We start from the raw sequence: 26270 nt of genomic DNA on the forward strand, positions 1-26270 counted from the left end.
CGCTGGGAGCCCACGCCCTATCAGCACCGCGAGCAGGAGCCGCTGCTCGACCTCCTCCACGGTTCCTTCAGCTGGATGCTCATGCCGATCGCGTGAACCACTACGAACTTTGGGGATGATGTACTAGGCTCGCCCAGCTGCTGGACGGAGGAGACGCCGATGGTTGCAGGCAAAGGCCGGCCGGGGCTAGGTGCGAGTGCCGCCGCAACACAACCTTCGGTGCGGGCCTGGGTGGCTGCCGGCGCCATCGACGCCCGGGGTGCGCGGTGCGCGTCTCCCGAGAACAGCGCGCTCACCATCGTCGCGGTGTCCGTGTACGAGACGTGCTCCCCTCGGATCGAAGAGCGCAAGCTCCTCCGCAACCCCGAGGCGAGGCGACAGGTCCTCGCCCAGATCCTCGACTACGCCCGTATCGTGCAGGAAGAGTGGCCGCGTGCTGCCCTCGCGGAGAAGCTGCGCGAGCACCCGCAGTGGGTGCACGAAAACGAGGAGGAGCGCCGTCAATGCTGCCGCTGCGGCGACTTCCTTCTCATGATCGGGGGCGACAGGATCGACGATGGGCTGATGCAGCTCGCGCGTCGGTTCGCGGGCAAGGACGACCCGCTCAGCCTCACCGAGCTCGCGCTCGTGTCGATGGCCCTGTACTCGCTGGACACCGAGTATCTTCTCGTCCCTCACGTCGTCAACGTGGTGCAGCGCAGCGAGCGCGAGCTGACGGTGCGCGTGATCGTTCAGGATGTGCACGGACGCGAGATCCCGGCCGACGTCGTACGGGATGTGCAGGACGAGGCAGCGCAAGCGAGCCGTGGCCGGCTCCCTGTACGCGAAGAGGTGATCGAGTTCCTGCGCAAGGCGCGCGAACCGCTCGACGCCGCTCTCCTCCCCGCGCACCCCGAGATGGCGCGGACGGCCAAGCCACGCAAGTCGCTCGAGTACGCGCTGACGCTCGACGACGACTCCGGCGCGGTGTTCAAGATCCACTTCGGGGGCTACGAAAAGGAGGCGTGGTCTTCGATCCAGGTCGGCCTCATGCTCGGCACCGGCGACACCGCGGGCCGCGACGCCTGGCGGAAGCGCATCGAGGCCGTGATCAATCGGCTCCCCGCTGGCACGCGGATCGACAACGGCGGTCCGCGCACGGTCAACGCGCTGACGACGTTCGAGTGGTCGACCGGCGAAGACCTGAACGACCTGATGCTCTCGAAGGTCACCGAGACCCTGATGCAGTTCGTGTCGGTGCTGACGCCCATCTTGCGCCCTAAGCACACGTTATCGTGAGCCTCAGCTTCGAGCCGGCACGGCCGCGAGCGCGGTAGGGGGCGCTGGCCTTGGCCTCGCGTGGCCAGCGCGCTTGCGCTTCACGCCCTTGCAACGCCCGGGCGCGTGATGAATGGCCGGCTGACCCCGGCGCCAACCATGCGGAGTCCACGCCGTCGACACGGGGCAGCGCGAGGGCTTACGTGGTCGTGGACGGGGGCGGACCAGAGTACCGGGCGCGCCATGGCTCATCCGGCGAAAAGTTGTCGAGACGTGACAGGTTCTTGCCGGCACATGGGATGGTGGACCTAGACCACCCCCTAGGAGACACACGATGCAGCTCGTTGCCCTTGCGGCCCGCAGCATCTTCAACTTTTACCCACCCGCATTCCGCGCCGCGATCGAGCCCGCGCTACCTGCCCTCCTCCTCGATGCCTCGCAGCTCGCCATCGAGGTCATGCGGGCCGAGCAGGAGGGGATTCTCTTTCCGGACGCCGCGAGGCAGGTCCGCTTCCCTCTTCTCGGGAGGGTCCACTTCGGGCTGGAAGATCTGCTCCAACGGCGTCTCCCGGCCGAGCTCCGCGACGGCGTACGCGCGGCGGTGCGACAGGCTGCCCGAGGTGACCTCGATGGGCTTCGGCGGGCGTTCTTCACTGCCGCGATACGTCGTGACGATCCGCAGGCCGCCCTCATGCGCTTCCTATTGTACCAGGCGGTGCGGCTCAACCTGCTCGTCGCCACGTGGGACGACCCGGCCGTCGAGGTCCTCGGCAGCCTGGCCCGCATCGAACGTGAGGCGCAGGGGGTGCTCGACGAGATCCTTGCGATGGAGGAGTTGCACGACGAAGAGGTTCGCCCGCTACAGGTTGTTGTCGCCGAATTCTTCGTCCGAACGTTCCAGGACGCCGAGGAGGCGAGGCGCGACGTGATGATGCAGTCCGCCGAGGCAATCAGCATCATCCAGAATCTCGTTGAAAGCACGACGCTCGTCCGCGCCCTGTACGCGCCGGATGCCGCGGTGGCACGCACGGACGCCTTCGAGGACGACATGGGATCCCAGCAACTCGCGGACCGATACCCTGACCATTTCACCACGGCGAATGCTGCGGATCTCCGGCGCAGTCGGCTCCGTCGCGCAATTGCCCAGGGGAAGCCGCCGGTTGCAACGCGAGGGGATCGGCTCATCGACTTGATTCGAGAAGGAAACGACGAGGAGTGACAGGGAGTAGAGCGCATGACGAAGAAGCAGAATCACCAAGCATGGGAAGAGCTCCGCGCTCGTCTCGCCGCAAACGACTCGCTCGCTGGAGTGAGCATTCCGCGTCGAATGGGGTTCCCTCACCCGCGCGATGCAGGTGCTCGCACGACGGCAACCTGGCCCGTAGGACAGACGGCCGACTACTGCATTGAGGGGCCGCCCGGTGAGCCGGGACTTGCGGTACGCGAGTACGATGACCGCTTCGAGGCGTTCCTTGATACGGTCCGAATTACCACCCGTGCCGTGGAAGCGGCCGAGCACGACCCCGAAAAGGCGCTCTACATCGGGGCGGCGATGGTCGGGGGCGCCCTCGGGGCCTCGACGAGCAACAAGCGTGAAGGGGTGCTGCTCGGGGCCGGGCTCGGTCTGCTCTTCGCAGCGCTACTGAACAGCGGATCGAATCGAACAAGGTGATTTCAATCGTGTGACTCGTGGGCCGCGCTTGCGTGTTCCGAACGCGGGAGGAGCTTCAGACATGCCGAAGGTAGGGACTGTCGCCGTACATGAGTTGGCCCGGGTCATCGGTCGGACCGAGCATGAGGTGCTCGACGCTCTCGATGCGGTGGGGTTCACCGCGCGAGATGGACAGAGCCCCGTGCCGCAGGCCATTGCTGAACGTGTAACCCAGCGGCTTCAGCAGGACCGGCCGCGATCGCAGAAGACGAGCGGCGACGGCGCGGGGGCCGACAGCGCCGCGACTGGCGCGGGGGAGTGGGTCGAGTTGGTGGGCCCGGACGGGAGCCCCCAGGCGATCCTCGCGCGCTTCAACCCGGAGGAGAGCCGTCGCGTCCTCGAGAACCTAACGCGCACGGAGCTTGAGCTCGGGCATGTACCGCACGGCGGGAACGTGGGTCCGGCGGTTGTCGACCATCTGGCCAAGGCATCGCCCTTCGTCCTCGCAGGACTCCAGGGGGGTCAAGTCTTCAAGGTCGTGGGCACGCCTTCTCTCTTGAGCGGGCTCAGGGATGGCACCATGACGCTCATGTCGACGTCCGAGGGCGCGTTGGGGACTGTTCTCCAGAGGTCTTCGGGCAAGATTGCAGGACAGCTCCGGTTCGCCCAAGCGTCCCTTGCTCCGGTGGTGACGCCTCTTCTCGCCATCCAGATCTTCCATGGGATTGCTGGTACTACCCAGCTCAGCAAGATCAACGCACGACTGGACGGAATGCAACGCTCGCTGGAGCGGGGGAGGATCCGCCAAGAGGCTGAGACGCTCGGCAACGTGCGCCACGCACTCCGTGTTCTTAATGATATCCTCGCAGAGCGCGCTACCACCGGCACATTCTCCCCCGACATGCTGATGCGCCTAGCGCGGGTCGAGGAGGCGATCGGGTCGGTTGTCGAGCGCAACCTCATCTTGATCGAGGAGGTTCGGCAGAAGCTCCAGACCATCGCGCAGCGCTCGGGTAAGGACGGGGCCGTCCATGCAGCGGCGTTTCTGAACGAAGAAGGGCCGCAAGCCGCTCACGACATGCAGCTCCTGATCGCCGTGATGAGGGCCGACTGCCGCGTCGAGGAGGCTCGTCTTTACTACGCGTTAGAGCATGCCCCTACAGACGTCGAGCGCCGGCTGGCACGTATTCGCGAAAAAACGCTCGAGTACAGCCGCGCCATCGACAGTTTCCCGATGCTCGGCGAGCTCCAGCAGCACGCACGCGCGTGCGTAGAGGAAATGGGGTGGTGGGAGCGCAACCTCACGGCGCGCGGCGTCGTTCGCGAGGTCGAGCGCGCGGCGACCCTTCCATTGACCTCGGCTCCACGTCAATCTGCGGCCAAGGTTAGCGAGGCGTCGCACAGCTACGTCTTCTGGCAAGACCCGGATGGGCAGATTCACGTGAAGCTCCTGCCGGAGGGCGACGGGCGCAATTGTGGCTGAGCGGAGGGCGTAACCCAGCTACTTAAAGATTGACGCAAGAACTCCGGGGACCAGACGCAGGTAGGGATCCACGAGTTGCGCCGCTTCATCCAGGACCAACCCCTCGGGATTGTCCTTGTCCCTTGTCCGCATCCAGTGCCTCACCTGACGGCCCGTAAGCACCACCGATACGGCCTGACCGATACGAACGGCGGAGTCGCGAGGAGCCTTCACCTCGAGGAGATAGGGCACCATCGCGAGCATCAGTGTCGCCAGATCTTTGGAGGCGTTGACCGGGGTCGCGAAGATGCGTCGTAGCTTGGGAAGCTTCCGAAACAGGACCGTTGCCGCTGGCCACCTCCCGGCTTGGCAGGCAACGAGCATGAGCCGCCTCGGCTCGAACGGCTTGAGGTAGACCGCGAAAGCGTCCCACGTGGCGAACCTGTCGTTCGCCATCCGGATACCGGTCTCATTCGAGTGCCCGATCGCCACGACCACGTCAAACCGCCGACGATCCTGATGGAGAGCGGCAAGTTGATCGAGCAGTTCCCGCTCGTTTGTCGTCTCTCGGATCGTGACGGTGGCGCCGCTCGCGACGGTCCCGATGAGGGACACAAGGCGAGTGACGTCTCCCAGGTGAAGGCCGTCAGCCCGAAGCCGGGCCGTGTCGAGCTGCAAGATCAGCAGGGACGGAGCGGACGCGCCCGTGCGGCGGGAGAGCGAAGAAGTGGCACGGGACGGCATGGGGGCCATAGGTGTTCATGCCTGCGCGGTCTGTCAACCCGGCGGTCAGTGCGCGAGACGGACGACCGGCGGCCAAACTGACGGCTCGCTCATCGTCGGCCTCGTGCCTACCGCCCGAGCGCCTTCTCCGTCGCCCTCATCACCTCGCCAGACCACGCGTCGATGATGTCGGCGAAGATGGCGGTCGACACGAAGTCATTGTTCCCCAGCGCCTCAGCACCAGCGCGCAGGTTTCCTGTGAAGCCGGCCTTGAGCCCACCCACTTGGATCACGTCCGCCGTGCGCTTACTTTGGCCGGTCAGCTTGCTCCAGTCCATCTCGGCCCACTCGTCACGGTGCTTGAAGTAATTAGCGACGGCGTCCATGAACTGGATGAGGGTGACTGGCGATCCGGTAAACGTGAGGCCCATCGTCAGGATCGCGTCCTTCCGCGGGGCGTAAGCGGTGAAGGGGATCCCCTTCCTACCGCAGTAGGCGGCGAGCTTGACGCCGCCTGACACCACGGCCGTGATCCGAGCCTGGCAAACGATGAAGGCTGCTCCGAGCAGGTTCTCGATCAGCTCGCACTGGTCATCGACGAAGAAGTCGACGTCTTCCGGCGCGGCCTGCTGCACCGCCTTGTCGATGCGGTCGCTGGCCTCGCGGATCGCGGCACCGATGGGAGTAAGCGTGCCCCGAAGCCCGGCGTCATAGCGGGCAAGTTCGAGGAGGGAGAGGTGAGCTTCGAGCGGGTCCCACGACATGCACGCACGGTCGCTTGCGGGCCCGCTGGGTTCAAGGTGAAACAGGCTGCAGACGCCGCGAGGACGAACGAGCCGAGTGCGAACTGAGCGCGAGAGCGGCCGAGGAGCGCCGCCTCGCCGAGCGACGGGCCTCCTACGCTGCCACGACGCCGGTCCTGCGCGAGAAGACGCTACGCGAGGCGTGCGCAGGGACGGCGTGTGACGCGGAGACCACGAACTCGTCGTCGACACCGCGGCCAACGCGCAGGAGCACATAAAGCTCGAGCGCGAGCTCAAGACCCTTGAGCCGGCCGCGGTAGCCCGAGAGCACGCCCGCGAGGCCCAGGCACGAGCGAAGGCGGCTCAAGAACAGGCTCAGGAGCGGGCAAAGGTGGTGCAGGTGCCCAGACGAGGAACCCGCGGGCCGGGTTTGCTGCTGCGATGGCACCGTCTCGCCGACCGGTACCACCGTGCATCGTGGGTGTTGCTCCCATCACGGCGGCGTTTGCGCCCGTAACTGATGAGCGGCTGGTGGGCTCTACCGGTCTGGCTCGGGCTCGGCCTCCATGGAGACGAGCTTCGGCAGGTGCTGGATGAACAGCCGGAGCAGCTCCCGCCGGAGCACGACTCGCACAGGAAGCCCGAGCTCCTTCTGGAGCTTCGTGCGCGCTGCCTCAAAGCCCGGGGTGACGCGCTCCGACGTCGAGAGGATCACTCCTGACGTGATCCCCTCGTACGACTGGCACGCCTTCTTGATCTGCTGGAGGGGTCGCGTCCAGTCGGTGTCCCACGACCACATCTTGATCTGCACAGCGACCCGGTGGGGCACCCCGAGAGGATCGCGGTACGTGCAGATCGCGTCGGCACCGTTCTCGTTCTTGCCCCCCGTGTGCTCGACGTTCCCCTCGCCATAGAGCGTTTCGAGGAGGCGCACGCAGGGGACCTCAAACTCGGCCCCCTGGAAGTGGAACTTGAACCGCTCCCAGCCGGCGACCTCGAGCTCCCCGAGGAGCGCTTCAAGCCGATCCCCGTTGTCGTCGCCGCCCTGACCGGTGGGCGCCTCAAGACCCTTGAGGATCTGCTCGACGTGCTCCCCGAGGTGGTCGATGTTCCAGAGGCGCGACAAGTTGCGCATCGTCTGCCGCAGACCGGCTGCGACCCCCTTCGCCTGGAAGCCAACGGGGCGCTCCTCCGAGAGCAGCTCGACGGGCAGGATGTGCCCGTAGTCCTCCGGCGCCCTGGGGATCTGGAAGCGGTACGGGCCCACCACGCGCACGATCGACCAGTGCCTGTCTTCGGGGAGATGCGCGACGAGGATGACGTCGCCCTCCTGGATGCTGTCGGGTTCGGAGCCGAGCATCCGGCGGTTCCCGCGCCAAGTGGCCTGCTGCTCGTCGGTGATGCCCGCGCCCTTCGTCCTGTGGGCGGCGATCGTTTCGAGGTTCTGGTCCTCGCGGTAGCCCCAGCCCTGGCGGAGGCGGCCCGCCTTCAGCTCGTTCCAGAGGAAGTCCTTTGCTCCCCGGTGGTCGACCCGCATGACCCAGTAGCGCGGCATCTCGCGAATGTACTGCGCCTGCTGCCCTGCCAGGAAGGGCCGCGCGCCAGAGCTCCCGCCTCTGCCGCCTGTGATTCATGTGCCCGTTGTTCTGCCGGAGCGTCGGGTTGTAACCTGCGGTCTTCCGCACTTTCAGGGTCGCGACATCGTGGCTGGGTGGGGGGATCCTCATGACCGCGCTCGTCATCCTTCTCGTCGTTGTTCTCGCAGCACTCGCCGTTCTCCTGCAGCGTTTCGGCAAGCTCCAAACCGATTACAAGGGCCTGTCTCGCGAGCACGAAGCCCTCAAGACGCGCTTCCAGGGCGTCGTCGACGCCGACGCCGAGCGGCAACGGGTCCTCAACGAGGTCGGGCACATCCGCGCCCAGCACGAGCAGGCACTACAGCAAACCCAGCGCCAGCACGCCACGGCCGCCACGGACCTGCAGGGCCTCCAGATGCAGGTCAACCGGGTGCGCGCCGAGCTCTCCGCGCTCGACGAAGAGGCGCACCTCCAGTCCTTCGGCTTCTACAAGCCGCGGTACAACTTCTCCTCCTCCGAGCGCTACCAGACGAAGCTCGAGGAGATCCGCGAGCGCCAGAAGCAGGCGATCAAGGACAAGAAGGCTGCCACCTGCGCGATCGAGTGGACCGTCAACGGCAGCGTTGCCGAGGGGAAGAAGCAGATCAACCAGACGCTGAAGCTCATGCTGCGCGCCTTCAACGGCGAGTGCGACGCGGCGATCGCGAAGGTCAAGTACAACAACATCCATGTGATGGAGGCGCGGATCCAGAAGGCTCGCGAAGCTATCAACGGCCTCGCGGAGATCCAGCAGTGCACCATCACGGCCACGTACCTGAAGCTGAAGCTCGACGAGCTCTATCTCGTGCATGAGTACGAGGAGAAGGTCCAGGAGGAGAAGGAAGAGCAGCGCCGGATCCGCGAGCAGATGCGCGAGGAGGAGCAGGCGCTGCGGGAGATCGAGAAGGCCCGCCTGGACGCCGAGAAGGAGGAGAAGCGCTACGCGGATGCGCTTCGTAAGGCCCAGGAAGATGCGCAACGTGCCGATGGCAGCAAGCAGCAGAAGCTGCTGGCCCAGATCGCGGAGCTCGAGAAGAAGCTTGCGGAGGCGCACGCGAACAAGGAGCGCGCGCTCTCAAGGGCGCAGCAGACGCGCTCGGGGCACGTGTACATCATCTCGAACATGGGGTCGTTCGGCGAGCAGGTGTACAAGATCGGCATGACGCGCCGGCTCGATCCCATGGACCGGGTGAAGGAGCTCGGTGACGCGTCGGTGCCGTTCGAGTTCGACGTGCACGCGATCATCTACACCGAGGACGCCCCCACGCTCGAGAACACCCTTCACCGCGCGTTCAACCATCGTCGCGTGAACCGGGTAAACGAGAAGAAGGAGTTCTTCAAGGTGCAGATCGAGGAGATCGTCGAGGTGGTGAGGAAGCACCACCAGGCCGAGGTGGAGATCGTCCGGGTGGCCGAGGCTGCGGAGTACAGGAAGACGCTCGCCATGGTGGAGCAGGAGCAGCGACCGCAGCCGGCCTACGCGGTGGCATGAGGCTTCTCGGGCTGCTGCACAGCCATTTCACTCGCCCTCGATCAGTCCACCTTCCCCGTGCCAATCATACTTCCGCGCCAAGCGGAAGCGCTCGTCATCCGCGCTGAAGTCGGCGTGATCCAGGACGATGATCTGGAACCGATTCTTTTGGCGTTCTGCGATGCGGAAAAGCAAATCGTAAATGGCCTTAACCGCTTTCCGGTCCGTTTCCTTCGTGTCGCTCTCCGAAGGGAAGTACGTTTGGCTAGGCTGATCAAGGATCAGCAGCGGCGGCACGAAGCTACCCTCGAGGAATTGCTCGTGCAGGCCAAGCAGGGCGCAGAGATGGTACATCACGAAGCTCTCGGCACCCCCAAGAACCGGTAGGGATTCTCTCTCGCTCCCGTGCACCCGCTGAATGGTGGAAAACGTCGGATCGAACGCGAGGACACCCCCTCCGAGATCGAGCCGCTTGAACTCCCCAGCCAACTTCGTCAGCCGCGTGCAGAGGCTCTGCGATACCTCCACCTCGCTCCTCTCGGTCGCTGTTGCCCGTATCTTTTCGTCGAGATCGTCAAGCTGCGTCTGCATTCGTTGCAGATCGACCTCGGAATCGGCTGACAGCTTCATTGGGGCCCATTGAACATTATGCATGAGGGCTCCGATGAAGCGCTCTCGCTGAACGCGCTCCTCCGTCAGCGTGGGTGCAACTCCTTGTCGCTGTAGTTCGAGCAGTTGGGCATCGATATCCCGTAGCCGTGCCTTCTCTTCCGCGAGCTGTTGCTCCAGCTTCTTCTGCGCAGCGTCGAGTTCGGGCGGAATATTGCGTACGTACACCAAGTCCTCATGCAGGCTTGACCTCAGCTCCGCGAGAGTGCTCTCGGTACTCGGGCCGAGCGTCGAACCACACAAGGGACAGGGCACCTCGTCCCGCAGTGGAGTTCCCAGGAGATCGACAACCCGAAGTCTCGCCGACTGCTTATCCAGCGACTGCTCTACGTCGTGGGAAGCATCCCGGATTCGCGCGATCTGCTGGAGTTCCGCCGTGATCCGCTTGATTTCTCGACGTGCGCTCTGGGATTGCGTTTCCAATTCGGCAACTCGTCGCTGAGCTGATACGTCAATCTGGGGCTCGACAGGCGTTCCTTGCTGCAAGAGTTGAAGCTCGGACCTCACGTCGTCCATCGACTGGAGCCGCTTGTCGGGGACCAAACCACCGAAACTTGCTTGCTGCCAGGCCAATTGTACGCGTAACAAGGCGGTCTTCTGCTCGCGCTCCGATTCCCGGCGCCTCTTCTCGGCTGCATCCTTGTCCTTCTGGAGCCGGGCGCGTTGGGCACGGAGGGCCAGTAATTCGGGGCTTATGATGCCGAGCGCGATTTTAACGATTTCAGCCCAGCGCTCCTTGTCGAGCAGACGGCCCGTGCGGTAAAACAGCTCCTGCGTGGCGATGATGCTCTGCGGCTGGAGAAGCAGTGGGATGAGATCGCTGAGTTCGACGTTCCCGTGCACCACCTGATCCGTTCCAAACCTGAACGCCCCTTCCGGCACGTTCAGGCGCTTCGCGAGCCAGCTGCAAGCCGTCTTGATCGATGCATTCGCCTCCACCGATGACGGGATGGCGGGCTGCGCGCTGTCGTCGAAGAACGCCTCGTCAGATGCCTGTCCAGTCGCTGGGGGAGCTCGACGCCCTATGATCACAGGAGCGTCGTGAACATGAAGCACGACGAAGAACCACTCCGCGAAGTCGCGAACTTTGCCGAGCGGAATTCGACACGTGGTCGCCCCGAGGCAGTACTCGAAGATATGAAGGATCGCGGATTTTCCCTTCGATCCGACACCAGTGATGATGTTGACGCCGGGATCGAACTCGAGCCGCCGCTGCTTGCCGTTGCGACCCTGAATTACAACTGCTTTTAGGAACGGCTTCATAGGTCGGTTTCAGTCTCCGTGATCGTGGCCAGCCGCTCGCTCCCAGCGTCGGTCGACCCCCAAACCGGTCGAACGGAAAGAACGTCGCACATGAGCGCAACCGTCATATGTCCGACCCACTTGCCGAGCTTCAAACATGCTTCCACCCGCCGGACATCGTCAGGGGAGAGGAGTTCTCCGAGGCGCGCACGCGCCATCTTGATGGAGTCTGTAGCCACCAGTTCTTCAGATCGCCGATCGAACTGAAGGGCACCTCGACGGATAGCCACAGCCAGGCCAGCTCGAGTGTTCGGGATGGTCATGGCGGCTCGACGATCGAGCCCAACGAGGACATCAGGGTAGCGGTGAACGAATTCAGCGAGACCCCGCGAGGATGACCTCTCGATGCGCTCCGCGGTCCGTCGATGCAAGACCATGGGCATCATGAGGTAAACGGCGACCAACGGGAGCCCGCGCCGCCCCGAGGATGCACCTTCAGCCATGAAAGCTGAAAGAATACCACAAAAACCGGGATTGAGCAGCCGGTCGAATTGGGCCGTGCCATCACTCATCGGTCGGCGGCTCCAGTGCTGGTTCCGTTACAACACTCTCGCTCCCGGGTGCACCGAATATTTGTTCCCACCGTGGATGCCAGCCAATGTGTGGAGCGTCGGCGAGACGATGATAGGAGCCACGGAACACGTGCGGGGGGGGCACATCTCCGCCGAGTTGATGTGCCGATTTATCCATGAGGTCGTCGTAAAGCTGTCGACCATTCAGGTTCTCGTCGGCTTGTGATCTTCGCTGCGCGACGTCTGCGAATTTGTGCTTCCAGTCTTCGTAGAGGTCACTCTCGTAACGTAGCAGTTCATCACGGCTAACCGTGAGGTCTGTGACCCATTCGGCTCTTTCCCACTGCTCTCGCAGGAAGTCCACGAGAGCGTTGTCGAGCGCCATAGGAGGAAGCTCGATCTCCTTCAATTGCCGGAAGAAGAGTCGATCGTGGCACGCCGTGCGGTCTTCTTGAGCGACAGACGTAGTCCCGTGCAAGTATCTGCGCTTTCGACTGGCAAATCGGCTCCGGATATTCTGGAGCACATCGAGCACCACTCTTCCCGGAATTCGTGCCCCCTCCCCGTTGTCAAACGCGGCTAGCACTGTCTCGTTGAACCATCCTTCGAATTCACGGGCGGCCGACTCCAGGTCATTTTCGTGAAACGTCAATCGCCAAAAGGCTCTCTTTAGCTGGGCCAGAAGCTCTTCTGCACTGCCAGTCTTTTCAATTCGAATTCGAGCAAGCAAGCTACGAAGTCGTACATCATCAAGAGCCTTGACCGCTTGAATAGCATCATTGATGCCCTGGTCATCGGAAGAAATCGGCGCGAGGTGCCGCAGGAAATAGTCTACCCTCGACGACGGTTCTGGGATCAAGAACGCTTTGGGCAAATTTCCGGTGATCGGAGCCGTCGTGGCGAAAACGAATTCTCGGATGCTTACAACGTCGGGGGGTAACCGCGCCATCTCACGCGCCCAGTTGGCAAGCGCCTTCCAAAACCCTTCGTTCAGATCGCCGACCGCTTTCGCTTCGTTCTTCACCTGGAAGAGGACGATACCTGTAGGACCTCCCAGACTTACGTCGTCGAGATCCTCCATCCCCAGCTCTTCCTCGGGAAGGAGCTCCAGAGCCCTCAATGCCCCGTATCTAATCTGATAAGGAATGCCGCTTGCCTGGCGCGGCACGACAGAGGTACGGCGAGCGGTCGGGTGGCGAGGCGACGAGGTGGAAGCAGGCGTCCGGGGTCGAAGGGCCGGATCCGTGCGCGCGCCAGGAGGCATCGTGGTCGGACCTTCTGGACTGCTGCCATCCGAACCTTCGGCCGCCGCTGCCTGGTCCGGCTTGGGAGCGAACAGATCAAGTTGCGGCTCGGCCTTGTTGTCTGGAGTCCGTCGGGAAGCCATCGGTGAGTTTCGAGCGGAAGGTAGCAGGGCATCGAGCGACGCGGAAGTGCCCTGATCTAAGGGCAGGAGCGTGTGCTACCCAATCATCTTCCGCGCTTCGCCGTCTCCGTGGCTTCCGTCACTGCGGGCTGCGTCTTCGCAAGCTTCCGCTGCCCGCGAGGCTTTGCCGTGGCCACACCCGGCAGCGGCAAGGTCGCCTCGGGGGCCTTCTCCTGCGCACGACGCGCGACCGGCGGGGCGTCGAACCCTGGCAAGGGTAGGGTCTCGCCTCTCGGACGTGCCGCGGGTGGAGCTCGCTTGATCGTCACGTTGCTCGACAGCGGCGCCGGGTAGTCGATGCCCCTGCCCGCGAGGAGCTGCTCCACCGTCAGGATCTGGATCCGCGGGTGCCGCCCCCACGGCGAGTCGTAGAAGCCGGCCGTCGCGGCCTCCTTCTCCATCTCGCGCGTTGCCGGGTTCATCGTGAGAAGCGCACCGATCTCTGCCTGCTCCCGTTCAAGCACGCCGCGTAGCTCGCGCACATGCACAGGCATGACCTTGCCGGCCTTCACCGAGATGACGATCTGCTTCGTCCTTCCCCCGCGCCCCGGTTCATCATGGAAGAAGAGGCGCCCGTCGATTCCCTTGTCGGGCCCGAGCTTCTTTTCGGCCGGGCGCGCGCCAACGCGCCCGAGAATCCACCACTCGAACTGGTGCGGGTTGTCGCCCGCGAGCTGTCGCGCGTCTTCGACCGTATTCGGCTCGCCGACCACGTCGAACTCCGCACCGGCCCCGAACGCCGCCAGCAGCCGGTGCTTCACGAGGCCGATTGCAAGGTGCGTGATGTCGATTCCGATCCAGCGGCGCCCTAGCCTGTGCGCCACGGCCACGGCCGTACCGCATCCGCAGAACGGGTCGAGCACGACATCCCCCTCGTCGCTGCTCGCGCGGATCACGCGCTCAAGGAGCGCCTCGGGTTTCTGGGTCGGGTAACCCAACCGCTCCTTGCCGATGGGCGCGATGACGCCGACCTCCCAGACATCCGACAGCGGCGGCCCGACCGTCTCCTCCTCGACGACGCTCGGCTTGCGGTGCCCCGAGGAGAAGTCCGCCCGTTGCTTCTTCGTGCCGAACGTCTTCAGGGTCGAAGCGGCCAGTGGCTCGTAGCCGTACAGCGTGTTGAACTTCTGCTCGCCGTCCGCGCCCTTGCTGTAGAAGAGGAGCACGTCGTGCATCTTCTGGAATTGGCGCGCGACGGTCGGCCATCGCCGGTAACGCCAGATGACCTCGTTCCTGAAGCACGCGGGGCCGAAGAGCGCGTCGAGCAGCACCTTGAGGTAGTGACTCGCTGTCGGGTCGCAGTGAAGGTAGAGGGATCCGGTCGGCTTGAGCACCCGGCGCAGCTCGACGAGCCGGAGCGCCATCATGCACAAGTAGGCCATGATGTCGCTCTCGCCGAGGAACTGCCGGAGCGACCGCATGGTGAGAGCGACCTGACCGCCCCGCTCGACGATCTCGCGGTATGCGGTCTCGGACTCCAGCCCCCACTTCCACGTGTCCTCGAAGGCTTGGATCTGGGCTGCCGCCTTCGCGCCCTCCCTCGACTCGAAAATGATGTTGTAGTTCTTGCCGCTCTGGAATGGGGGGTCGAGGTAGACGAGGTCGACGGACTCGTCGGGTACGTACTGCCGGAGGACGTCGAGGTTGTCCCCGTAGTAGAGAGTCCCGTGCCGCGCCCGATCCTGCCCCCCGGGGACGCGCTTGCCTGCCATGGGGCAGAATCGTTGATCGTTTTGTGCTGGGCGGCCTAGTAACCGGCGGCCCAGCCGCGGGAGAGCGCAAGGGGGACGCCAGGGCAGCCCACGGTGCGCCTGGATGAAAACCCCTTTGCCGTGTGATTTGCCTCACCAATCCCTGGGGAGAAAACCCCAATTAAATCAACGTAGTAGCGAATCGTCGAGAGGCGACTCGCGATCGGTGTGTCGCCTCTCATGGACAGAGAGGCACACCGCCAGGGAAAGAACACCGAGGAGCGTCTCCGCGGCGGCAAGAAGAACCGTCGCGACCGCTGGTACGGGTACGAGAATGAAAGAGACTTCCAGGAGTGGTGGCACCGCGAAAAGCGGGCACGTGGAGGCAAGGACATCGCAAACCGTCGCGAAGCAGAGAATCTGTTCAGGGAATGGAACGAGCTCGGACGACCAAGAACGTGATGGAGGCGAGATTGACGCTCCTGACGACGGGGACGGTCGAGCGAGGGCTCGTTCGAGCCGGCGTCGGTCGTGAAGGTTCAACCGCCGCGCCGCCCTCCCCACGCCCGTCACCGAGTTGAAGCGGAGAGCGATGCTGACCTGCGTGCGCCCGTGGATGAGCCGACGCAGAAGCACTTGCGCAGCGATCCCCAGAAAACGCTTCGGTCGCCGCCATCAGCGACCGTGTGGTCGCACTCTAGTACCGCCGTGCAGTCTCGGCCGCAGCCCGGGCCTGTTCCGGGGGGACTGCCAGGTCAACAAAGTCGCGACGTCGCGACTTTCCACACCGCCTACGCGGTCCTCGCCTGCTCGGGCGTAGCCGCTTCGTCCTCGTCCTCCTCCTCCTCCTCGGCCTGGGCGTGGTCGTGAGCCTCTGCATCCCCGCTGGCCTCCGCCTCGTCGTCCTCCTCCAGCTCGTCCTCCTGTGCATCCTCGAGCGTCGGTCGCTTCGCCGAGGCGGGCGGTGCGCCGAGCCAGGAGTCGAGCCTCTTGTTGACGTTCTGGAGCCGCTTCACGAGCTCACGTTGTTGGTCGAGCATCTCCTCGAACTTTGCACGGGCCTCCGGGGAAGGCGGGGCCTCGTCCAGCGCGGGGAGGAGGCGCTCCTCCCAGTCGCGAACGCGCCCGAGCCAGTTCTTGGACGCGGAGCGCATGCCACTCAGGGTCTTCGCCGTGCTTACCTCCGGCTCTTCGCCGCCCGGCGCGAACTCAGCCGTGATGCGGCTCTTGAGCTCCCGCACCGACAGCCCCTCCTTGAGCACCTGGTTGACGTACTTCCTGCGCTTCCGCTTGTCGTCGAGGACTGCGATCTCGAGCAGGTGTGAGAAGCCGATCGGCATGTCGGTCTTCGGGGAGGACTGGGTCAGCAGTTCGTTGAGCTCGTCCCGGGACCAAGCCTTGGCGACCTGCGCGTATCGGTACAGCGTCTTCTCATCGTAGCCGAGGGAGGCCGCGATCTGGGCCACGGCCTTCTTGCCGTACTTCTGTGCGTCCGCCTTCGCGTCCTTGACCAGCTCCCCGAGCTGGTACCGGGCGCGGGTGTCGCGCGGACCTGACTTGGCAAGCTCCTTCCGGACCTTGTCGCATCGATCGCGCAGCTCGGGGGCCATCTCCTCGGCTTGTGCTTGTTCGTCGACGATAGTCTCCACCTCGGCGGCAGCGCTGTTTCTCGGCATCACCTTCTCCTCTTGGCCTGATCGGCGGCAGCTTAGCCACTCGCCTTCTCGTGCCAAGTGGTACTCCCCACGTACTCGTACCCGTTCTTCTGACGGTCGCCTGAACGCGCGCTCCTGCCCACGCGGAGGAGATGGCCACTCCGTGTTCTTCGTTCCGGTGAACGTGGACCCCCGGGTATGAGCACCGTCCGTGCCCCCGAGCGCGCGGAATCTCCTGCTCGTTCCGTCCACGGAAAGACTCGTGCACGCTCGGAGATAAGAGCCACGGCATCGGAAAGGAGGCCCTGCATCCGTGACAGGCTCGCCTGACGCTCCTCTCACCGCTTCCATCATCAACATCGAGCAATCCACCACCGAGAACCTGATCGACATCGTGCTCGGACGCCCCGGTGTCGCTGCATATCTCCTCGAATCCCTCGGCAACCTCGCCTCTCTCGTCCGCCTCTCCCCCGAAGCGCTGACCGAGCGCTTCGCCCTCACCCCCGACGACGCCACCCGTGTCCTCGCCGCCTTCGAGCTCGGCCACCGCCGACTCATCGAAGGCACAGACGCCCCCACCATCCTCTCCTGTCTCGAGGTCGTCGCCTGGGCCCACCCGCGGCTCGGACACCTCGCGCACGAGGAGATGCACCTCCTCGCGATCAGCGGCCAGGGCGCCTTGCGCGGCGCGCGGCTCATCGCTCGAGGCGGTCTCCACGCGCTCGCCGTTCGCCCCTCCGACATCCTCCGCGCCGGCCTTGAGCTCGCTGCATCCGGGTTCGTCCTGGTCCACAACCATCCCAGCGGGAACCCCAATCCCTCGCCCGAGGACATCGCGCTCACCCTGCGCGTGCAGCAGTCGGCGGACCTGCTTGGAATGCCACTCGTTGATCACGTCATCGTGGTTGCATCCGGACGATTCAGCTCGTTCGTCGCGAACCAATGGACGAGCCAGCCGGCCTCGCAATAATCGTACAATTCCGGTGATAAGAATCACGAGGAACCCCTCAACCCTGGAGGTCACCGTGATGTCTCGTCTCTCCCGCTTCCTTCGCGATCCCAAGGCGGTCAGCAAGGCGCTTCGCATCGCAGCGGCCGTCATCACCCTGGTCGCGCAGATCATCACCATCTGCCTGGGCTGAGGAGCCACCTCATCCCGATTCAATCCGAAAGGTATACAGGAGAACCCATGCCCATCACGCCCAACGCCGCCCCGACGAACCCCGAGAACCCCGGCGCCTCGTTCATCAAGCGCGTCATGGCCAATGATTCGGCGAAGAAAGGCGCCGCCGCGCTCGTGGCCGGCGTCGTGCTGGCCGTCGTCACCGAGGCCATCTGGCCCTCCAACTCGTAGCGGACATCCTCGGCGAGGCGCTGTTCGACGAACTGCGGCGCCGCCTCAAGGACATCGCCCCCGTCGCCGATGAGACGCTCGAATGGCTCCGGGAGGCGGCACGTCCGCCTCCGGGCGTCGAGCTCGTCAGCGAGGACGGGGCCATGTTCACCGGCGTCGTGTTCGTCGAGCGAAACCGGCCCGTGGCCATGCTGGCGTTCCGGCATGCGCCAACGCGGCCGATGCCTCGATACGGTCCGCCCCAATACCCCAACCATTACCCGCCTCCCCATCAGCGGCACCTCTTCGACGAAGACGAGGAGGAACCGCCGCCGGCCTGGAGGCCCAGCAGGTTGTGGGACCGCTGAAACCGTTCATCGTCCGTCGACCAGGGCGTCCCGCTGGCACGTAATGACGTGCTCCGGGCGCCCTTCTGTTTCCGGAAAGGAGATTCCATGCGCGTCAACGGCCGCACGCTTCGCTACTCCACGCTCGCCGAGCGGCGGATGTTTCTCTCGCTTGGCATCACGGAGCTGCGCGTGCCGCGTTCCATGAACCCCTACACCGTCGCCCGGCGAATCGCGCGGGCGGCGAAGAACAACACGCCCGACATGGGGCTCTTCAAGAGCCTCGCCACGCAGGCTAAGCGGGCGCCCGACCAGGCGCCGGGGCCGTCGCCGGACTTCGATCGGCCCGAGCCCGTGCTGCCGGAGCCGCACGAGCCGCTGCATGCCGCGGCGTAGCAGCCTCGAAGAGCTGCGGTGCGCGCTCAGGATCGCGGAGCCGAATACGAAGAGCCTCAGCCGATACCTCGAGGAGACGTCCGAGCACGTGGCCGTTCTCCTCGGGGTCGAGCGCGCGGCTCTCGAGCAGCTCGTCGGCAAACCCGACCGTGAAGTGGGGCCGAAGCTCGAGGCCCTGCTTCACAGGCGAGCAGAAGCGCAGGAAGCAAGGCGCGCGGAGCGGGCGGCTCAGGTCGCCGGCTCCGCCGCCGAGCACCTCGCTCGCACTACCGTGTGGCACGAGGGACGGGCGCACCTTGACCCGAACATTCTCTTCGGTGCCATTCTCGCGGATGTGGGGCACAAGTTCATCGCGTTTCACGGCGGACGTGCCTTCGAGGTCCGCATGCTGCGCTATACGCTTTGGAGCGCAGGCGAGGCGCTTTCCCGGCACGACGACCTCGTCGTCTGGGTGGATGCCGAGGGGCTTCACTTCCGCTGGAAGAACGGGCGGGGCGGCCTGAACTTCCTTTCGCAGCACGTGCCCGCGCGCGACATCGGGTTCGGGCTGCACGTGTATCTCACGCCGCCCGTGCAGCGGCCGAGCGTGCACCGGGCACAGCGGCCACCGCGGCGTCCGGTCTCGCTGGGCGATGAAGTCGTGAACATGACGCTCTTGGCGTAGCGCCTGGCGACAACGTATCACCGCGACGAACCACGTCTGCGGTGCCCTCTCTTCGGACGGCATGCTTGCAGGCATTGCGTCCTCTCCTCGGACAATCCCATGACCAGCAGCGCTGCTTCGACCCTTTCCCGGTCCCAGCGCCGTGTCGCCGCCGCCGGAGGTCGCCATATCGGCGACATCGTCGGATGGAACACGGAGCGCATCAACGTCTCCCGCGAGGATGCTCGGAAGCTCCTCGAGCCCGAGAAATTCGAGCATCTCATCGTGGACATGGACCCCGCCACGGCGCTTTCCCGCGCTGCCGGCGAGGTCAAGCGGCCGGCGAACATCCTCGTCCGGCCGTTCTCCCGCCCGAACGTCGACACGCCCGCGTCGTTCGGGGTCTATCTCCAGAACAAGAACGACGGCGAGAAGGGCGACAGTGTCGTCTGCGGCGCGCGGTGTCGGGTCGATTCGGGCGGCAACCGCATCGTCTCCCTGCCACCCGAGGGAGGCGCGGGGCTCGAGGCCGCCCTCGCGCACGCCGAGAACATCGCCGCGCACGCGAACCACCTCATCACGCACTGCGAGACGCGGGACATCTCCAATGTCCTCGTCGCCATCGTGAAGGCCCTCTCGGGTGTGCCCATCCGCAACCGTGGGGGCCTCTACCTGCTTCCGCCGCCGTCCTGCGGCACGTGGAAGCGCCTCAAACCCGCGCTCGAAGAACTGCGCGTCGAGCCGCTCACCATCGAGATGCACGACGCGCCCGATAACCTCGCCGTCGCGAAGTCCGCGGCGCAGAGCGCGCTCGAGTCCGACATCGCCGAGCTCCTCACGGATCTCGAGAAGGCGAAGACCGACGGCATGCGGCAGGACGCGCTCTCGCGGCGGGTCCAGTTCTGCAACGAGCTCGTCGCCAAGGCCGAGCTCTACCGCGGCGTGCTCGCGGGCGTCTCCGACAAGATCACCACGAAGGTGAAGGAGCTCCAGGACAGCTTCCAGCGCCAGCTCTCGGGCGGCGGGAGCAGCGGGCCGTCGTTCTCCATCGCCGTGAACGACTGATTGCACGACAAACCGGCCTCGTCTCGGGTGACACCGGGTCGGGGCACCGCCGCGGCTTCAACCAGTCGCGGATCTCCACAAAATGAAAAAGAACGGTTCCATCGACATGGGCTCCGTCCGTGCGCGGTTCCGCGCCGTGCGTGATGGGCTCAATGCGGCTTTTCGGGAGCGCGAGGACGCGATCGAGTGCATCTTGCTCGCCGCGCTCGCGCAGAGCCACGCGCTGCTCGTCGGGCCTCCGGGCACGGCGAAGAGCGCGCTCTTCTTCGGCTTCCTCGCGTCGTTCCCGGACGCGCGGAAGTTCCAGACGCTCGTCACGAAGTTCGGCACCGAGGACGAGTATTTCGGCCCCGTGAAGCTCTCGGCGCTCAAGAACGACCTGTGGGAGAGGAACCTGGATGGCCGCCTCGCGGCTGTCGAGTGCGCCTTCCTCGACGAGGTCTTCAAGGGCTCGGACAGCGTGCTCAATGCGTTCTTGAGCGCGATGAACGAGCGGCTCTACAAGGGGAATCCCATTCCGCTGCGTCTGCTCGTCGGGGCCTCGAACGAGCTGCCCGAGGAGGAGATCCTCGCGGCGATCTATGACCGTTTCCTCCTGCGGGACGTCGTCGAGTACGTGCAGGCGGACGCGACGTGGATGCAGCTCGTGGCCACGCCGCCCGAGTACAAGCCGGCGGCGCAGATTGCCCTCGCGGAGTGGGATGCCGCGTGCAAGGACGTCTTGCGGCTCGAATTGCCCCAGCGTGTCGTCGAGGAGCTGCTCCGGCTCCGTACGGCGCTGAAGGCGGATGGTCTCGTCCTCTCCGATCGACGCTGGATCGCGCTCACGCGTGTCCTCAAGGCCGCGGCGTGGCTCGACGATGCGCCCACGGTCGAGCTCGATCACCTCTCCGTCCTGAAGTACGGGCTGTGGAACAAGCCGGAGGATCGGGCGCGCGTCGTCGCCGTGCTGCAAACGGTCGATCGCTCCGTCGTGGCGCAGGCGATCGATATCGTGGACGAGGCGCTCCGCGGATACGCGAATCGGCCGACGGAGCCGGCCGCGTATCAGTCCGCATTGCCCCAGCTCGCGGACAAGGTCACGGAGGCGGGAAAGCGCGTGCAGGACATGCTGAAGAACGGCGTGTCGCGTCGCGCTCACGCGCGTATCCAGCCGAAGCTCGACGAGCTCAAGAAGGCCCACGACGCGCTCACGGCCGACCTCTCCAAGCGCTACGCGCTGCCGTAGGCCATGGGCACGTTCTTGCAGGCGAGGCGCCGGCATCTCTGCGTCAAGGAGGCTTCCTTCGAAAACGCGGAGAAGGCCGGTGACCTCTGGAATGCGATCGTGGGTCTCGGGCGGGATCCGCCGACGCGGTCCTTCGCGGAGGCCGTGAGGGATACGGTTCCCGCCGAGTACATGGCCTTTCTCGCCCTCGACGAGGTAGGCGCGGCCTACGCATTCGGGCTCTTATGGAAGGCGGGGAAGCACGTCCCCGAGGGGGCCTCGGCCTTCGAGCTGCGGAGCGCCGCCCGCGAAGAGTGGGCGACGTTCGACAAGAAGGCGAAGCAGGTCAAGCACCTGTCGGACGGGTTCGGCTGGGATCTCTCGGCGGCCTGGGCGCAAGTCCGGCAGGTGGATGCTACGGGAGACGATATGGATCGGGTCGAGCGTATTGCTCGGCTGGCTGGTCGCATGTTCGCCTCGCTTCGCGGCGCGCACGCGAGCAAGGTCCACGGGGTCTCGGGCGAGGTGTACTCGGTCGAGCTGGGCAATGACGTCGCCCGGCTTCTGCCGGCAGAGACGGTACTCCTGACGGATCCGCAAATCGAGATCGTGGCCCTCGAACGAATCGCCTCTCGTCGGGCTGCGCAGTACGCGGTCCGGGGGACGACGAAGAAGTCGAAGGGCCCGCTCGTGCTCGCGCTCGATGAATCTGGCAGCATGTCCGGAATTCGGAACGAGTGGGCGAAGGCCGCTGCGGTGGCGCTCGCCCGAGTCGCGGCGGAGGAGAATCGGCCCGTGGCGGTGGTCCATTACGCGACCTCCACCGTGGTGCAGATCGTGAAGCCCAGAGACAGCGCCGGGGTTGTGAAGATGATCCTTCACTTCCTCAGCGGTGGAACGGCAATCGGTCTGGCCCTCGGTGTGGCCGTGGATCAGGTGAAGGCGCTGGCGCAGAAGGGCCAGCACGGCGCCGACATCATCCTCGTCACGGACGGCATCGACCGGAACGAGGAGGAGCAGAAGAAGTCGGTCGACGCGGCGGCGAGCATCGGCGCGCGGCTCTGGACGGTGGCGATCGAGTGCTCCATCGCGGAGGACTCGCCGCTCCGAAAGAAGGCCGCGCAATACACCGAGCTCAACGACAAGGCGATGACCGAGGGCTCGAGCATCACGCTGCTCGCGGGGGCAACGTGAGCGACGAAGAGGACGATGTCGGTGGAGAGTTTGTCCTGATTGCGGCATACAGTCGCGCACAGGCACTCGAAGACGGCACGCTCGTCGACGTCACCGAGCTCGCGAAGCAGGCCGGAATCAAGGCGCCGGTGGCGCTGACGCGCTCCGTCTGGGAGAGGTACGTCGAGCTGTCCCCGGCTGCGGAGAAGGCGGGAAACGACACGACGGGCAGGACGTGGGACATCCTCTGGATGTTCCGCTGTGCCGCCCTGCAACGGTCGGATGAAGCCGAGATCCGGTACCAGTTGCATGTCGTCACCGACGCGATTGAACCGTCCCTCGTCGAGCTGAAGGCCACCATTGGGCCTGGCGACGACGGCGAGGCGGTCATCACGATCCTCTTGCCCGAAGAGGATTGAGCGACAAACCAAGAACAGGAATGCGGCGTGCGGTTCTTCCGTGCGCCGCATTCGTTTTTTCAGGGAGATACATGTCGTCCAAGCAGTCGCCCACGAAGAACGCGGAGACCGAGGAGCAGGACCGCGTGGAGGAATGCATGGCCTCGTTCGCGCTCGCCAGCGACGGGCACGTCTACATCCACGAGGACGAGCTGCCGGCGGACAAGCGGCGCGGGCGGAAGGAGTGGCGCGGCGTGCGCCTCACGCGGGCGGAGACGGAGTTCTTCGCCGAGGAGGTCGAGCTCATCATGCCGAACGTGGCCGTCGCGCTGCGGAGCGCCATCGAGAAGGGCAAGCTCGGCGGGCAGGAGCCGCCCGAGGGCGCCGAGCCGGTGAACCCGGGGACGGGGCCGGAGTCGGGCGTCTTCTGATCGGGACTGGGCCCGGGGGCATGTGTCTCCGGGCCCGCTTCTTCCTTTTCACAATCAATCGTCCGAAGGGAGTCGATATGGGGAAGCATCCCCAGTCGGAGAAGTGCCTCCGGAGCGAGGTGCTTTCCATCTCGCTCACGGGTCTCGTCGCGTCGCTCGTGAGTATCTTCGTCACGATCGAGACGGGCACGAGCATGTTTCACCTCGTTGGTCTGGCCGAGGTGAGCCTGCGCGAGACGAAGGTGCGCGTCCGCTCCGCTCTCGCGCAGGTCGGCGTGCGCCTCGATGGCTACAACATCACGGTCAAGATCTCCCCCGCAGGTCTTCGGAATGATGGGTTCTTCGACCTGGCCATTGCGACGGCCGTGATTCTTGCCTTCGAGAAGAAGACGCTGCCGGGCACCGTCGTGCTCGGCGAGCTGTCCCTCTCGGGGGGAGTGCGGCCCGTTCGTGGGGTGCTGCCGGCGCTGCGGGGTGCGGCAAGCAAGGGGATCCAGCATGCGATCGTGCCCCGTGCCAACCTCGCGGAGGCTGCTGTGGGTGCGTCGGAGCTCGACGTGCGCGTCGCCGGAAAGTTGGATGCCGTGCAGGACTACCTGCGTGGGGCCTGCGAGCTCGAGTGCGCGAGCGTGCCCTTCCGACCGAAGCAGTCTGCGGCGCTCGATCTGTCGGACATGCGCGGGATGGCCTCCACGCGGCGAGCGATCGAGATCGCGGCGGCAGGCCAGCATTCGATTCTCTTCATCGGCCCGCCCGGTGCTGGGATCACCATGGCCTCGCGCCGCATTCCCACGATCCTGCCACCGATGTCCGTGGACGAGGCGCTCGAAGTCACGAGCATCCACTCCGTCGCGGGATTGCTCAATTCGGAGCAAGGGCTCGCTACGAATCGACCGTTTCGCGCGCCTCATCATTCGGTGGCTCCGGCAGGACTTGTCGGCGGGGGAGAGCCCGTGCGTCCCGGGGAGGTGTCCCTCGCCCACGGCGGCGTCTTGTTCCTCGACGAGCTGCCAGAGTTTCGTCGGAGCTCGCTCGCTCTGCTGGAGACAACGCTCGCCCAGGGGGAAGCGGTCATCATCCGGGGGCAGAACCGCACGGTCTTTCCTGCGCGTCCTCTCCTGGTTCTGGCGACGCACGCGTGCCCTTGCGGGTTCTACGGGGACGCGAAACGGCGGTGCACATGTTCCGTCGAGCAGATCCGGCGTCATCGGGAGCGAGTGCACGGGCCGCTGTTCGAGCGAGTCGACATGCAGATCGTGGTGCCGCCTGTCGACGTCGCGCAGGTCGGTGGCAAGGCGAAGGGCGAGAACAGCGAGACGGTGCGGAACCGGGTCGTTGCAGCACGAACGATCCAGCGTGCGCGGGCCGGGCGGCAGAAGGTCGCCTCCTCGCTCAACACCGCGTTGAACGAGGGTGACCTCGGGCGCATTGCCGCGCCGGATGCGCAGGGGAAGCGGACCTTGGAACAGGCCGTCGAGCGGCTCGGGCTGTCCGCCAGCCTCCGGGCCAAGGTCCTCCGCGTGGCCCGAACGATCGCCGATCTCGACGGGAGCGATATCGTCCGCGCGCCCCACGTGGCCGAAGCCGTTCTCCTCGCTCCTGTCTTCGGGCGTGGCTGATGACGGGCACCAAAGAGCCGGAGGAGGTCGAAGATGGACCTCCCACCGAACCGGGTATGAAGGCGAGGCCGACCATCCCGCCGAACGATCGCTGGCACATCGCTTCGTGCTCGGAAGGCAGGGCGATCATTCGTGATCAGAACGGACTGTTCGTCGCGGAGGTCATCGAGGCGGATGCCGAGCTCATCGCGGCGGCTCCCGAGTTCCTCGACCTCGTGAACGACCTCCTGGACGATCTCCGTCGCGATCATCGCATCCCCGGGGCACTCGGGCTCCTCGAGCGGCTGACCACGCACGCGAGCCGCGAGCGAAAGCAGGAATAACAACCACGGCGCTGCCTCCAGGCATCGCACGAATAAGCACCCGAGCCCAGATGTGGCGCGAATGGCGGCTCCTGGGAGCTTCGGCAGGCGCACCTTCTCGGGGAGGTGCGCCCTTCTTTTGTGGACCAACGACCATGCAGCAGAACAACGGCGCCCTCCGCGGCGCCCTGCAGGCCATCGAGAAACAGTACGGCAAGGGGGCCATCATGAGCCTCGGGGACGACAATCCGGACCGCGGCGTGCGGGTCTTGCCCACGGGTTCGCTCGCACTCGACGCCGCTCTCGGGATCGGAGGATATCCGCGTGGGCGGATCGTGGAGATCTACGGGCCCGAGTCGTCGGGCAAGACCACGCTCACCCTGCACGCGCTCTACGAGGCGCAGAAGGCGAAGGGCATCGCCGCGTTCATCGACGCCGAGCACGCGTTCGATCCGAACTACGCGCGCAACATCGGCGTCGACGTCAACCGCTTGCTCATCTCGCAGCCGGACAACGGCGAGCAGGCGCTCGAGATCGTCGAGACGCTGACCCGCTCCGGCGCCGTCAATATCATCGTCATCGACTCGGTCGCGGCCCTGACGCCGAAGGCCGAGATCGAGGGCGACATGGGTGACGCGCACATGGGCCTCCAGGCGCGGCTGATGAGCCAGGCCCTGCGCAAGCTCACGGCGATCGCGTACCGGACCGAGACGCTGCTCATCTTCATCAACCAGCTCCGGCACAAGATCGGCGTGGTCTTCGGCAGTCCCGAGACGACCACGGGTGGCAATGCGCTGAAGTTCTACGCGAGCGTGCGGCTCGATGTCCGGCGCATCGGGGCGCTCAAGGTCGGCGAGGAGGTGCTGGGCTCGAAGACCCGCGTGAAGGTCGTGAAGAACAAGTGCGCGCCGCCCTTCCGAGAGGCGGAGTTCGATATCCGCTGGGGAACGGGGATCGACGCGGCTGGGGACCTGCTCGACTTCGCCGTCGCCCACGGCATCGTTGAGAAGACCGGCGCGTACTTGTCTTTCCGCGGGGAGACGCTCGGTCAGGGCCGGGAGAAGGCGCGCGAGGCGATCAAGGGGCCGCTGGGCGCGGCGATCCGAAGCGCCATCGAGCACTCCCTCGCGCAGCGGTCGGCCGCGGAGTAGTTGAGGGGCCTGTGCGGACGCCTGTGC

General features: G+C 65.3%; 27 protein-coding genes. 18 read left to right on the top strand and 9 right to left on the bottom strand.

From position 1 onward, the window contains the following. Positions 1–159 precede the first annotated feature (159 nt). The 4 genes from KEG38_RS20340 (at position 160) to KEG38_RS20355 (ending at position 4391) form a co-directional block, all read left to right on the top strand. Complete coding sequence (locus KEG38_RS20340; RefSeq protein ID WP_272421389.1) at positions 160–1278, top strand: hypothetical protein; 1119 nt, start codon at positions 160–162, stop codon at positions 1276–1278. A 313-nt stretch (positions 1279–1591) separates the two neighbouring features. Continuing rightward, positions 1592–2476, top strand: coding sequence for a hypothetical protein (locus KEG38_RS20345; protein WP_272421390.1), 885 nt, complete (start codon positions 1592–1594; stop codon positions 2474–2476). A 15-nt stretch (positions 2477–2491) separates the two neighbouring features. Then, positions 2492–2929: a hypothetical protein gene (locus KEG38_RS20350; protein ID WP_272421391.1), complete on the top strand. Its 438-nt coding sequence runs from the start codon at positions 2492–2494 to the stop codon at positions 2927–2929. A gap of 61 nt (positions 2930–2990) precedes the next feature. Continuing rightward, positions 2991–4391: a hypothetical protein gene (locus KEG38_RS20355; protein ID WP_272421392.1), complete on the top strand. Its 1401-nt coding sequence runs from the start codon at positions 2991–2993 to the stop codon at positions 4389–4391. An 18-nt stretch (positions 4392–4409) separates the two neighbouring features. Here KEG38_RS20355 and KEG38_RS20360 read toward each other — a convergent pair whose 3' ends face one another. The 4 genes from KEG38_RS20360 to KEG38_RS20375 form a co-directional block, all read right to left on the bottom strand. Further along, positions 4410–5048, bottom strand: a complete 639-nt coding sequence (locus KEG38_RS20360) for a hypothetical protein (RefSeq protein WP_272421393.1) — start codon at positions 5046–5048, stop codon at positions 4410–4412. Between the two features lie 173 nt (positions 5049–5221). Continuing rightward, entirely contained in the window at positions 5222–5857 is a 636-nt protein-coding gene (locus tag KEG38_RS20365) for a hypothetical protein (protein ID WP_272421394.1), read from the bottom strand. Positions 5858–5990: 133 nt separating this feature from the next. After that, positions 5991–6203: a hypothetical protein gene (locus tag KEG38_RS20370; protein WP_272421395.1), complete on the bottom strand. Its 213-nt coding sequence runs from the start codon at positions 6201–6203 to the stop codon at positions 5991–5993. A 171-nt stretch (positions 6204–6374) separates the two neighbouring features. Beyond that, positions 6375–7391, bottom strand: a complete 1017-nt coding sequence (locus KEG38_RS20375; protein WP_272421396.1) for a restriction endonuclease — start codon at positions 7389–7391, stop codon at positions 6375–6377. A 170-nt stretch (positions 7392–7561) separates the two neighbouring features. Here KEG38_RS20375 and KEG38_RS20380 point away from each other — a divergent pair, with 170 nt between their 5' ends. Beyond that, positions 7562–8944 carry an SNIPE associated domain-containing protein gene (locus tag KEG38_RS20380; RefSeq protein WP_272421397.1) on the top strand — a complete coding sequence of 461 codons (1383 nt, stop codon included), beginning with the start codon at positions 7562–7564 and terminating at the stop codon, positions 8942–8944. A 27-nt stretch (positions 8945–8971) separates the two neighbouring features. On the opposite strand, the gene KEG38_RS20385 is transcribed toward KEG38_RS20380, so the two are convergent. The 5 genes from KEG38_RS20385 to KEG38_RS20405 form a co-directional block, all read right to left on the bottom strand. Next, complete coding sequence (locus KEG38_RS20385) at positions 8972–10855, bottom strand: DUF3732 domain-containing protein (RefSeq protein WP_272421398.1); 1884 nt, start codon at positions 10853–10855, stop codon at positions 8972–8974. Beyond that, the gene (locus KEG38_RS20390; RefSeq protein WP_272421399.1) at positions 10852–11406 is read right to left on the bottom strand and encodes a three component ABC system middle component; all 555 of its coding nucleotides are present in this window, start codon (positions 11404–11406) and stop codon (positions 10852–10854) included. The genes KEG38_RS20385 and KEG38_RS20390 overlap by 4 nt, the downstream gene beginning before the upstream one ends. Continuing rightward, a complete protein-coding gene (locus KEG38_RS20395) occupies positions 11399–12487 on the bottom strand; it encodes an ABC-three component system protein (RefSeq protein WP_272421400.1) in 1089 nt (362 codons plus the stop codon). The genes KEG38_RS20390 and KEG38_RS20395 overlap by 8 nt, the downstream gene beginning before the upstream one ends. 389 nt (positions 12488–12876) lie before the next feature. Then, entirely contained in the window at positions 12877–14544 is a 1668-nt protein-coding gene (locus tag KEG38_RS20400) for a DNA methyltransferase (RefSeq protein WP_272421401.1), read from the bottom strand. Between the two features lie 770 nt (positions 14545–15314). Next, on the bottom strand, positions 15315–16256 hold the full coding sequence (locus KEG38_RS20405) for a DUF1016 N-terminal domain-containing protein (protein ID WP_272421402.1): 942 nt from the start codon (positions 16254–16256) through the stop codon (positions 15315–15317). Between the two features lie 235 nt (positions 16257–16491). On the opposite strand from KEG38_RS20405, the gene KEG38_RS20410 reads away from it, so the two are divergent. The 13 genes from KEG38_RS20410 to recA all read left to right on the top strand — a co-directional run bounded on the left by KEG38_RS20410 (position 16492) and on the right by recA (position 26243). After that, on the top strand, positions 16492–17148 hold the full coding sequence (locus KEG38_RS20410; RefSeq protein WP_272421403.1) for a JAB domain-containing protein: 657 nt from the start codon (positions 16492–16494) through the stop codon (positions 17146–17148). A gap of 219 nt (positions 17149–17367) precedes the next feature. After that, positions 17368–17532 (top strand): hypothetical protein, encoded by a 165-nt coding sequence (locus KEG38_RS20415; protein WP_271916077.1) that lies wholly within the window; start codon positions 17368–17370, stop codon positions 17530–17532. Between the two features lie 143 nt (positions 17533–17675). Next, a complete protein-coding gene (locus KEG38_RS20420; RefSeq protein ID WP_272421404.1) occupies positions 17676–17879 on the top strand; it encodes a hypothetical protein in 204 nt (67 codons plus the stop codon). Between the two features lie 87 nt (positions 17880–17966). Then, entirely contained in the window at positions 17967–18254 is a 288-nt protein-coding gene (locus tag KEG38_RS20425; protein ID WP_272421405.1) for a hypothetical protein, read from the top strand. Continuing rightward, entirely contained in the window at positions 18241–18918 is a 678-nt protein-coding gene (locus KEG38_RS20430) for a hypothetical protein (RefSeq protein ID WP_272421406.1), read from the top strand. Before KEG38_RS20425 ends, KEG38_RS20430 begins: the two co-directional genes overlap by 14 nt. A 99-nt stretch (positions 18919–19017) precedes the next feature. Then, the gene (locus KEG38_RS20435; protein WP_272421407.1) at positions 19018–19962 is read left to right on the top strand and encodes a DUF6744 family protein; all 945 of its coding nucleotides are present in this window, start codon (positions 19018–19020) and stop codon (positions 19960–19962) included. Positions 19963–20044: 82 nt separating this feature from the next. Then, positions 20045–21190 carry an AAA family ATPase gene (locus KEG38_RS20440; protein ID WP_272421408.1) on the top strand — a complete coding sequence of 382 codons (1146 nt, stop codon included), beginning with the start codon at positions 20045–20047 and terminating at the stop codon, positions 21188–21190. Positions 21191–21193: 3 nt separating this feature from the next. Further along, the gene (locus KEG38_RS20445) at positions 21194–22363 is read left to right on the top strand and encodes a vWA domain-containing protein (protein ID WP_272421409.1); all 1170 of its coding nucleotides are present in this window, start codon (positions 21194–21196) and stop codon (positions 22361–22363) included. After that, the gene (locus KEG38_RS20450) at positions 22360–22761 is read left to right on the top strand and encodes a DUF6573 family protein (RefSeq protein WP_272421410.1); all 402 of its coding nucleotides are present in this window, start codon (positions 22360–22362) and stop codon (positions 22759–22761) included. The genes KEG38_RS20445 and KEG38_RS20450 overlap by 4 nt, the downstream gene beginning before the upstream one ends. A gap of 71 nt (positions 22762–22832) precedes the next feature. Then, entirely contained in the window at positions 22833–23171 is a 339-nt protein-coding gene (locus KEG38_RS20455) for a hypothetical protein (RefSeq protein WP_136934498.1), read from the top strand. 77 nt (positions 23172–23248) lie between these two features. Continuing rightward, positions 23249–24790, top strand: coding sequence for a YifB family Mg chelatase-like AAA ATPase (locus KEG38_RS20460; RefSeq protein ID WP_272421411.1), 1542 nt, complete (start codon positions 23249–23251; stop codon positions 24788–24790). A 56-nt stretch (positions 24791–24846) separates the two neighbouring features. Next, positions 24847–25113 (top strand): hypothetical protein, encoded by a 267-nt coding sequence (locus KEG38_RS20465; RefSeq protein ID WP_272421412.1) that lies wholly within the window; start codon positions 24847–24849, stop codon positions 25111–25113. 134 nt (positions 25114–25247) lie between these two features. After that, the gene (gene recA / locus KEG38_RS20470) at positions 25248–26243 is read left to right on the top strand and encodes a recombinase RecA (protein WP_272421413.1); all 996 of its coding nucleotides are present in this window, start codon (positions 25248–25250) and stop codon (positions 26241–26243) included. Positions 26244–26270: the final 27 nt, after the last annotated feature.

The sequence above is a fragment of the Polyangium jinanense genome, from assembly GCF_028435265.1.
In the GTDB taxonomy this organism is placed as follows: domain Bacteria; phylum Myxococcota_A; class Polyangia; order Polyangiales; family Polyangiaceae; genus Polyangium; species Polyangium jinanense.

Excerpts from the sequence above, each read along its gene's own strand:
- KEG38_RS20340 (WP_272421389.1), top strand. The coding sequence starts at position 160 with ATGGTTGCAGGCAAAGGCCGGCCGGGGCTAGGTGCGAGTGCCGCCGCA.
- KEG38_RS20345 (WP_272421390.1), top strand. The coding sequence starts at position 1,592 with ATGCAGCTCGTTGCCCTTGCGGCCCGCAGCATCTTCAACTTTTACCCA.
- KEG38_RS20350 (WP_272421391.1), top strand. The coding sequence starts at position 2,492 with ATGACGAAGAAGCAGAATCACCAAGCATGGGAAGAGCTCCGCGCTCGT.
- KEG38_RS20355 (WP_272421392.1), top strand. The coding sequence starts at position 2,991 with ATGCCGAAGGTAGGGACTGTCGCCGTACATGAGTTGGCCCGGGTCATC.
- KEG38_RS20365 (WP_272421394.1), bottom strand. The coding sequence starts at position 5,857 with ATGTCGTGGGACCCGCTCGAAGCTCACCTCTCCCTCCTCGAACTTGCC.
- KEG38_RS20375 (WP_272421396.1), bottom strand. The coding sequence starts at position 7,391 with ATGCCGCGCTACTGGGTCATGCGGGTCGACCACCGGGGAGCAAAGGAC.
- KEG38_RS20380 (WP_272421397.1), top strand. The coding sequence starts at position 7,562 with ATGACCGCGCTCGTCATCCTTCTCGTCGTTGTTCTCGCAGCACTCGCC.
- KEG38_RS20385 (WP_272421398.1), bottom strand. The coding sequence starts at position 10,855 with ATGAAGCCGTTCCTAAAAGCAGTTGTAATTCAGGGTCGCAACGGCAAG.
- KEG38_RS20390 (WP_272421399.1), bottom strand. The coding sequence starts at position 11,406 with ATGAGTGATGGCACGGCCCAATTCGACCGGCTGCTCAATCCCGGTTTT.
- KEG38_RS20395 (WP_272421400.1), bottom strand. The coding sequence starts at position 12,487 with ATGGAGGATCTCGACGACGTAAGTCTGGGAGGTCCTACAGGTATCGTC.
- KEG38_RS20400 (WP_272421401.1), bottom strand. The coding sequence starts at position 14,544 with ATGGCAGGCAAGCGCGTCCCCGGGGGGCAGGATCGGGCGCGGCACGGG.
- KEG38_RS20415 (WP_271916077.1), top strand. The coding sequence starts at position 17,368 with ATGCCCATCACGCCCAACGCCGCCCCGACGAACCCCGAGAACCCCGGC.
- KEG38_RS20420 (WP_272421404.1), top strand. The coding sequence starts at position 17,676 with ATGTTCACCGGCGTCGTGTTCGTCGAGCGAAACCGGCCCGTGGCCATG.
- KEG38_RS20425 (WP_272421405.1), top strand. The coding sequence starts at position 17,967 with ATGCGCGTCAACGGCCGCACGCTTCGCTACTCCACGCTCGCCGAGCGG.
- KEG38_RS20430 (WP_272421406.1), top strand. The coding sequence starts at position 18,241 with ATGCCGCGGCGTAGCAGCCTCGAAGAGCTGCGGTGCGCGCTCAGGATC.
- KEG38_RS20435 (WP_272421407.1), top strand. The coding sequence starts at position 19,018 with ATGACCAGCAGCGCTGCTTCGACCCTTTCCCGGTCCCAGCGCCGTGTC.
- KEG38_RS20440 (WP_272421408.1), top strand. The coding sequence starts at position 20,045 with ATGAAAAAGAACGGTTCCATCGACATGGGCTCCGTCCGTGCGCGGTTC.
- KEG38_RS20445 (WP_272421409.1), top strand. The coding sequence starts at position 21,194 with ATGGGCACGTTCTTGCAGGCGAGGCGCCGGCATCTCTGCGTCAAGGAG.
- KEG38_RS20455 (WP_136934498.1), top strand. The coding sequence starts at position 22,833 with ATGTCGTCCAAGCAGTCGCCCACGAAGAACGCGGAGACCGAGGAGCAG.
- KEG38_RS20460 (WP_272421411.1), top strand. The coding sequence starts at position 23,249 with ATGGGGAAGCATCCCCAGTCGGAGAAGTGCCTCCGGAGCGAGGTGCTT.
- KEG38_RS20465 (WP_272421412.1), top strand. The coding sequence starts at position 24,847 with ATGAAGGCGAGGCCGACCATCCCGCCGAACGATCGCTGGCACATCGCT.
- recA (WP_272421413.1), top strand. The coding sequence starts at position 25,248 with ATGCAGCAGAACAACGGCGCCCTCCGCGGCGCCCTGCAGGCCATCGAG.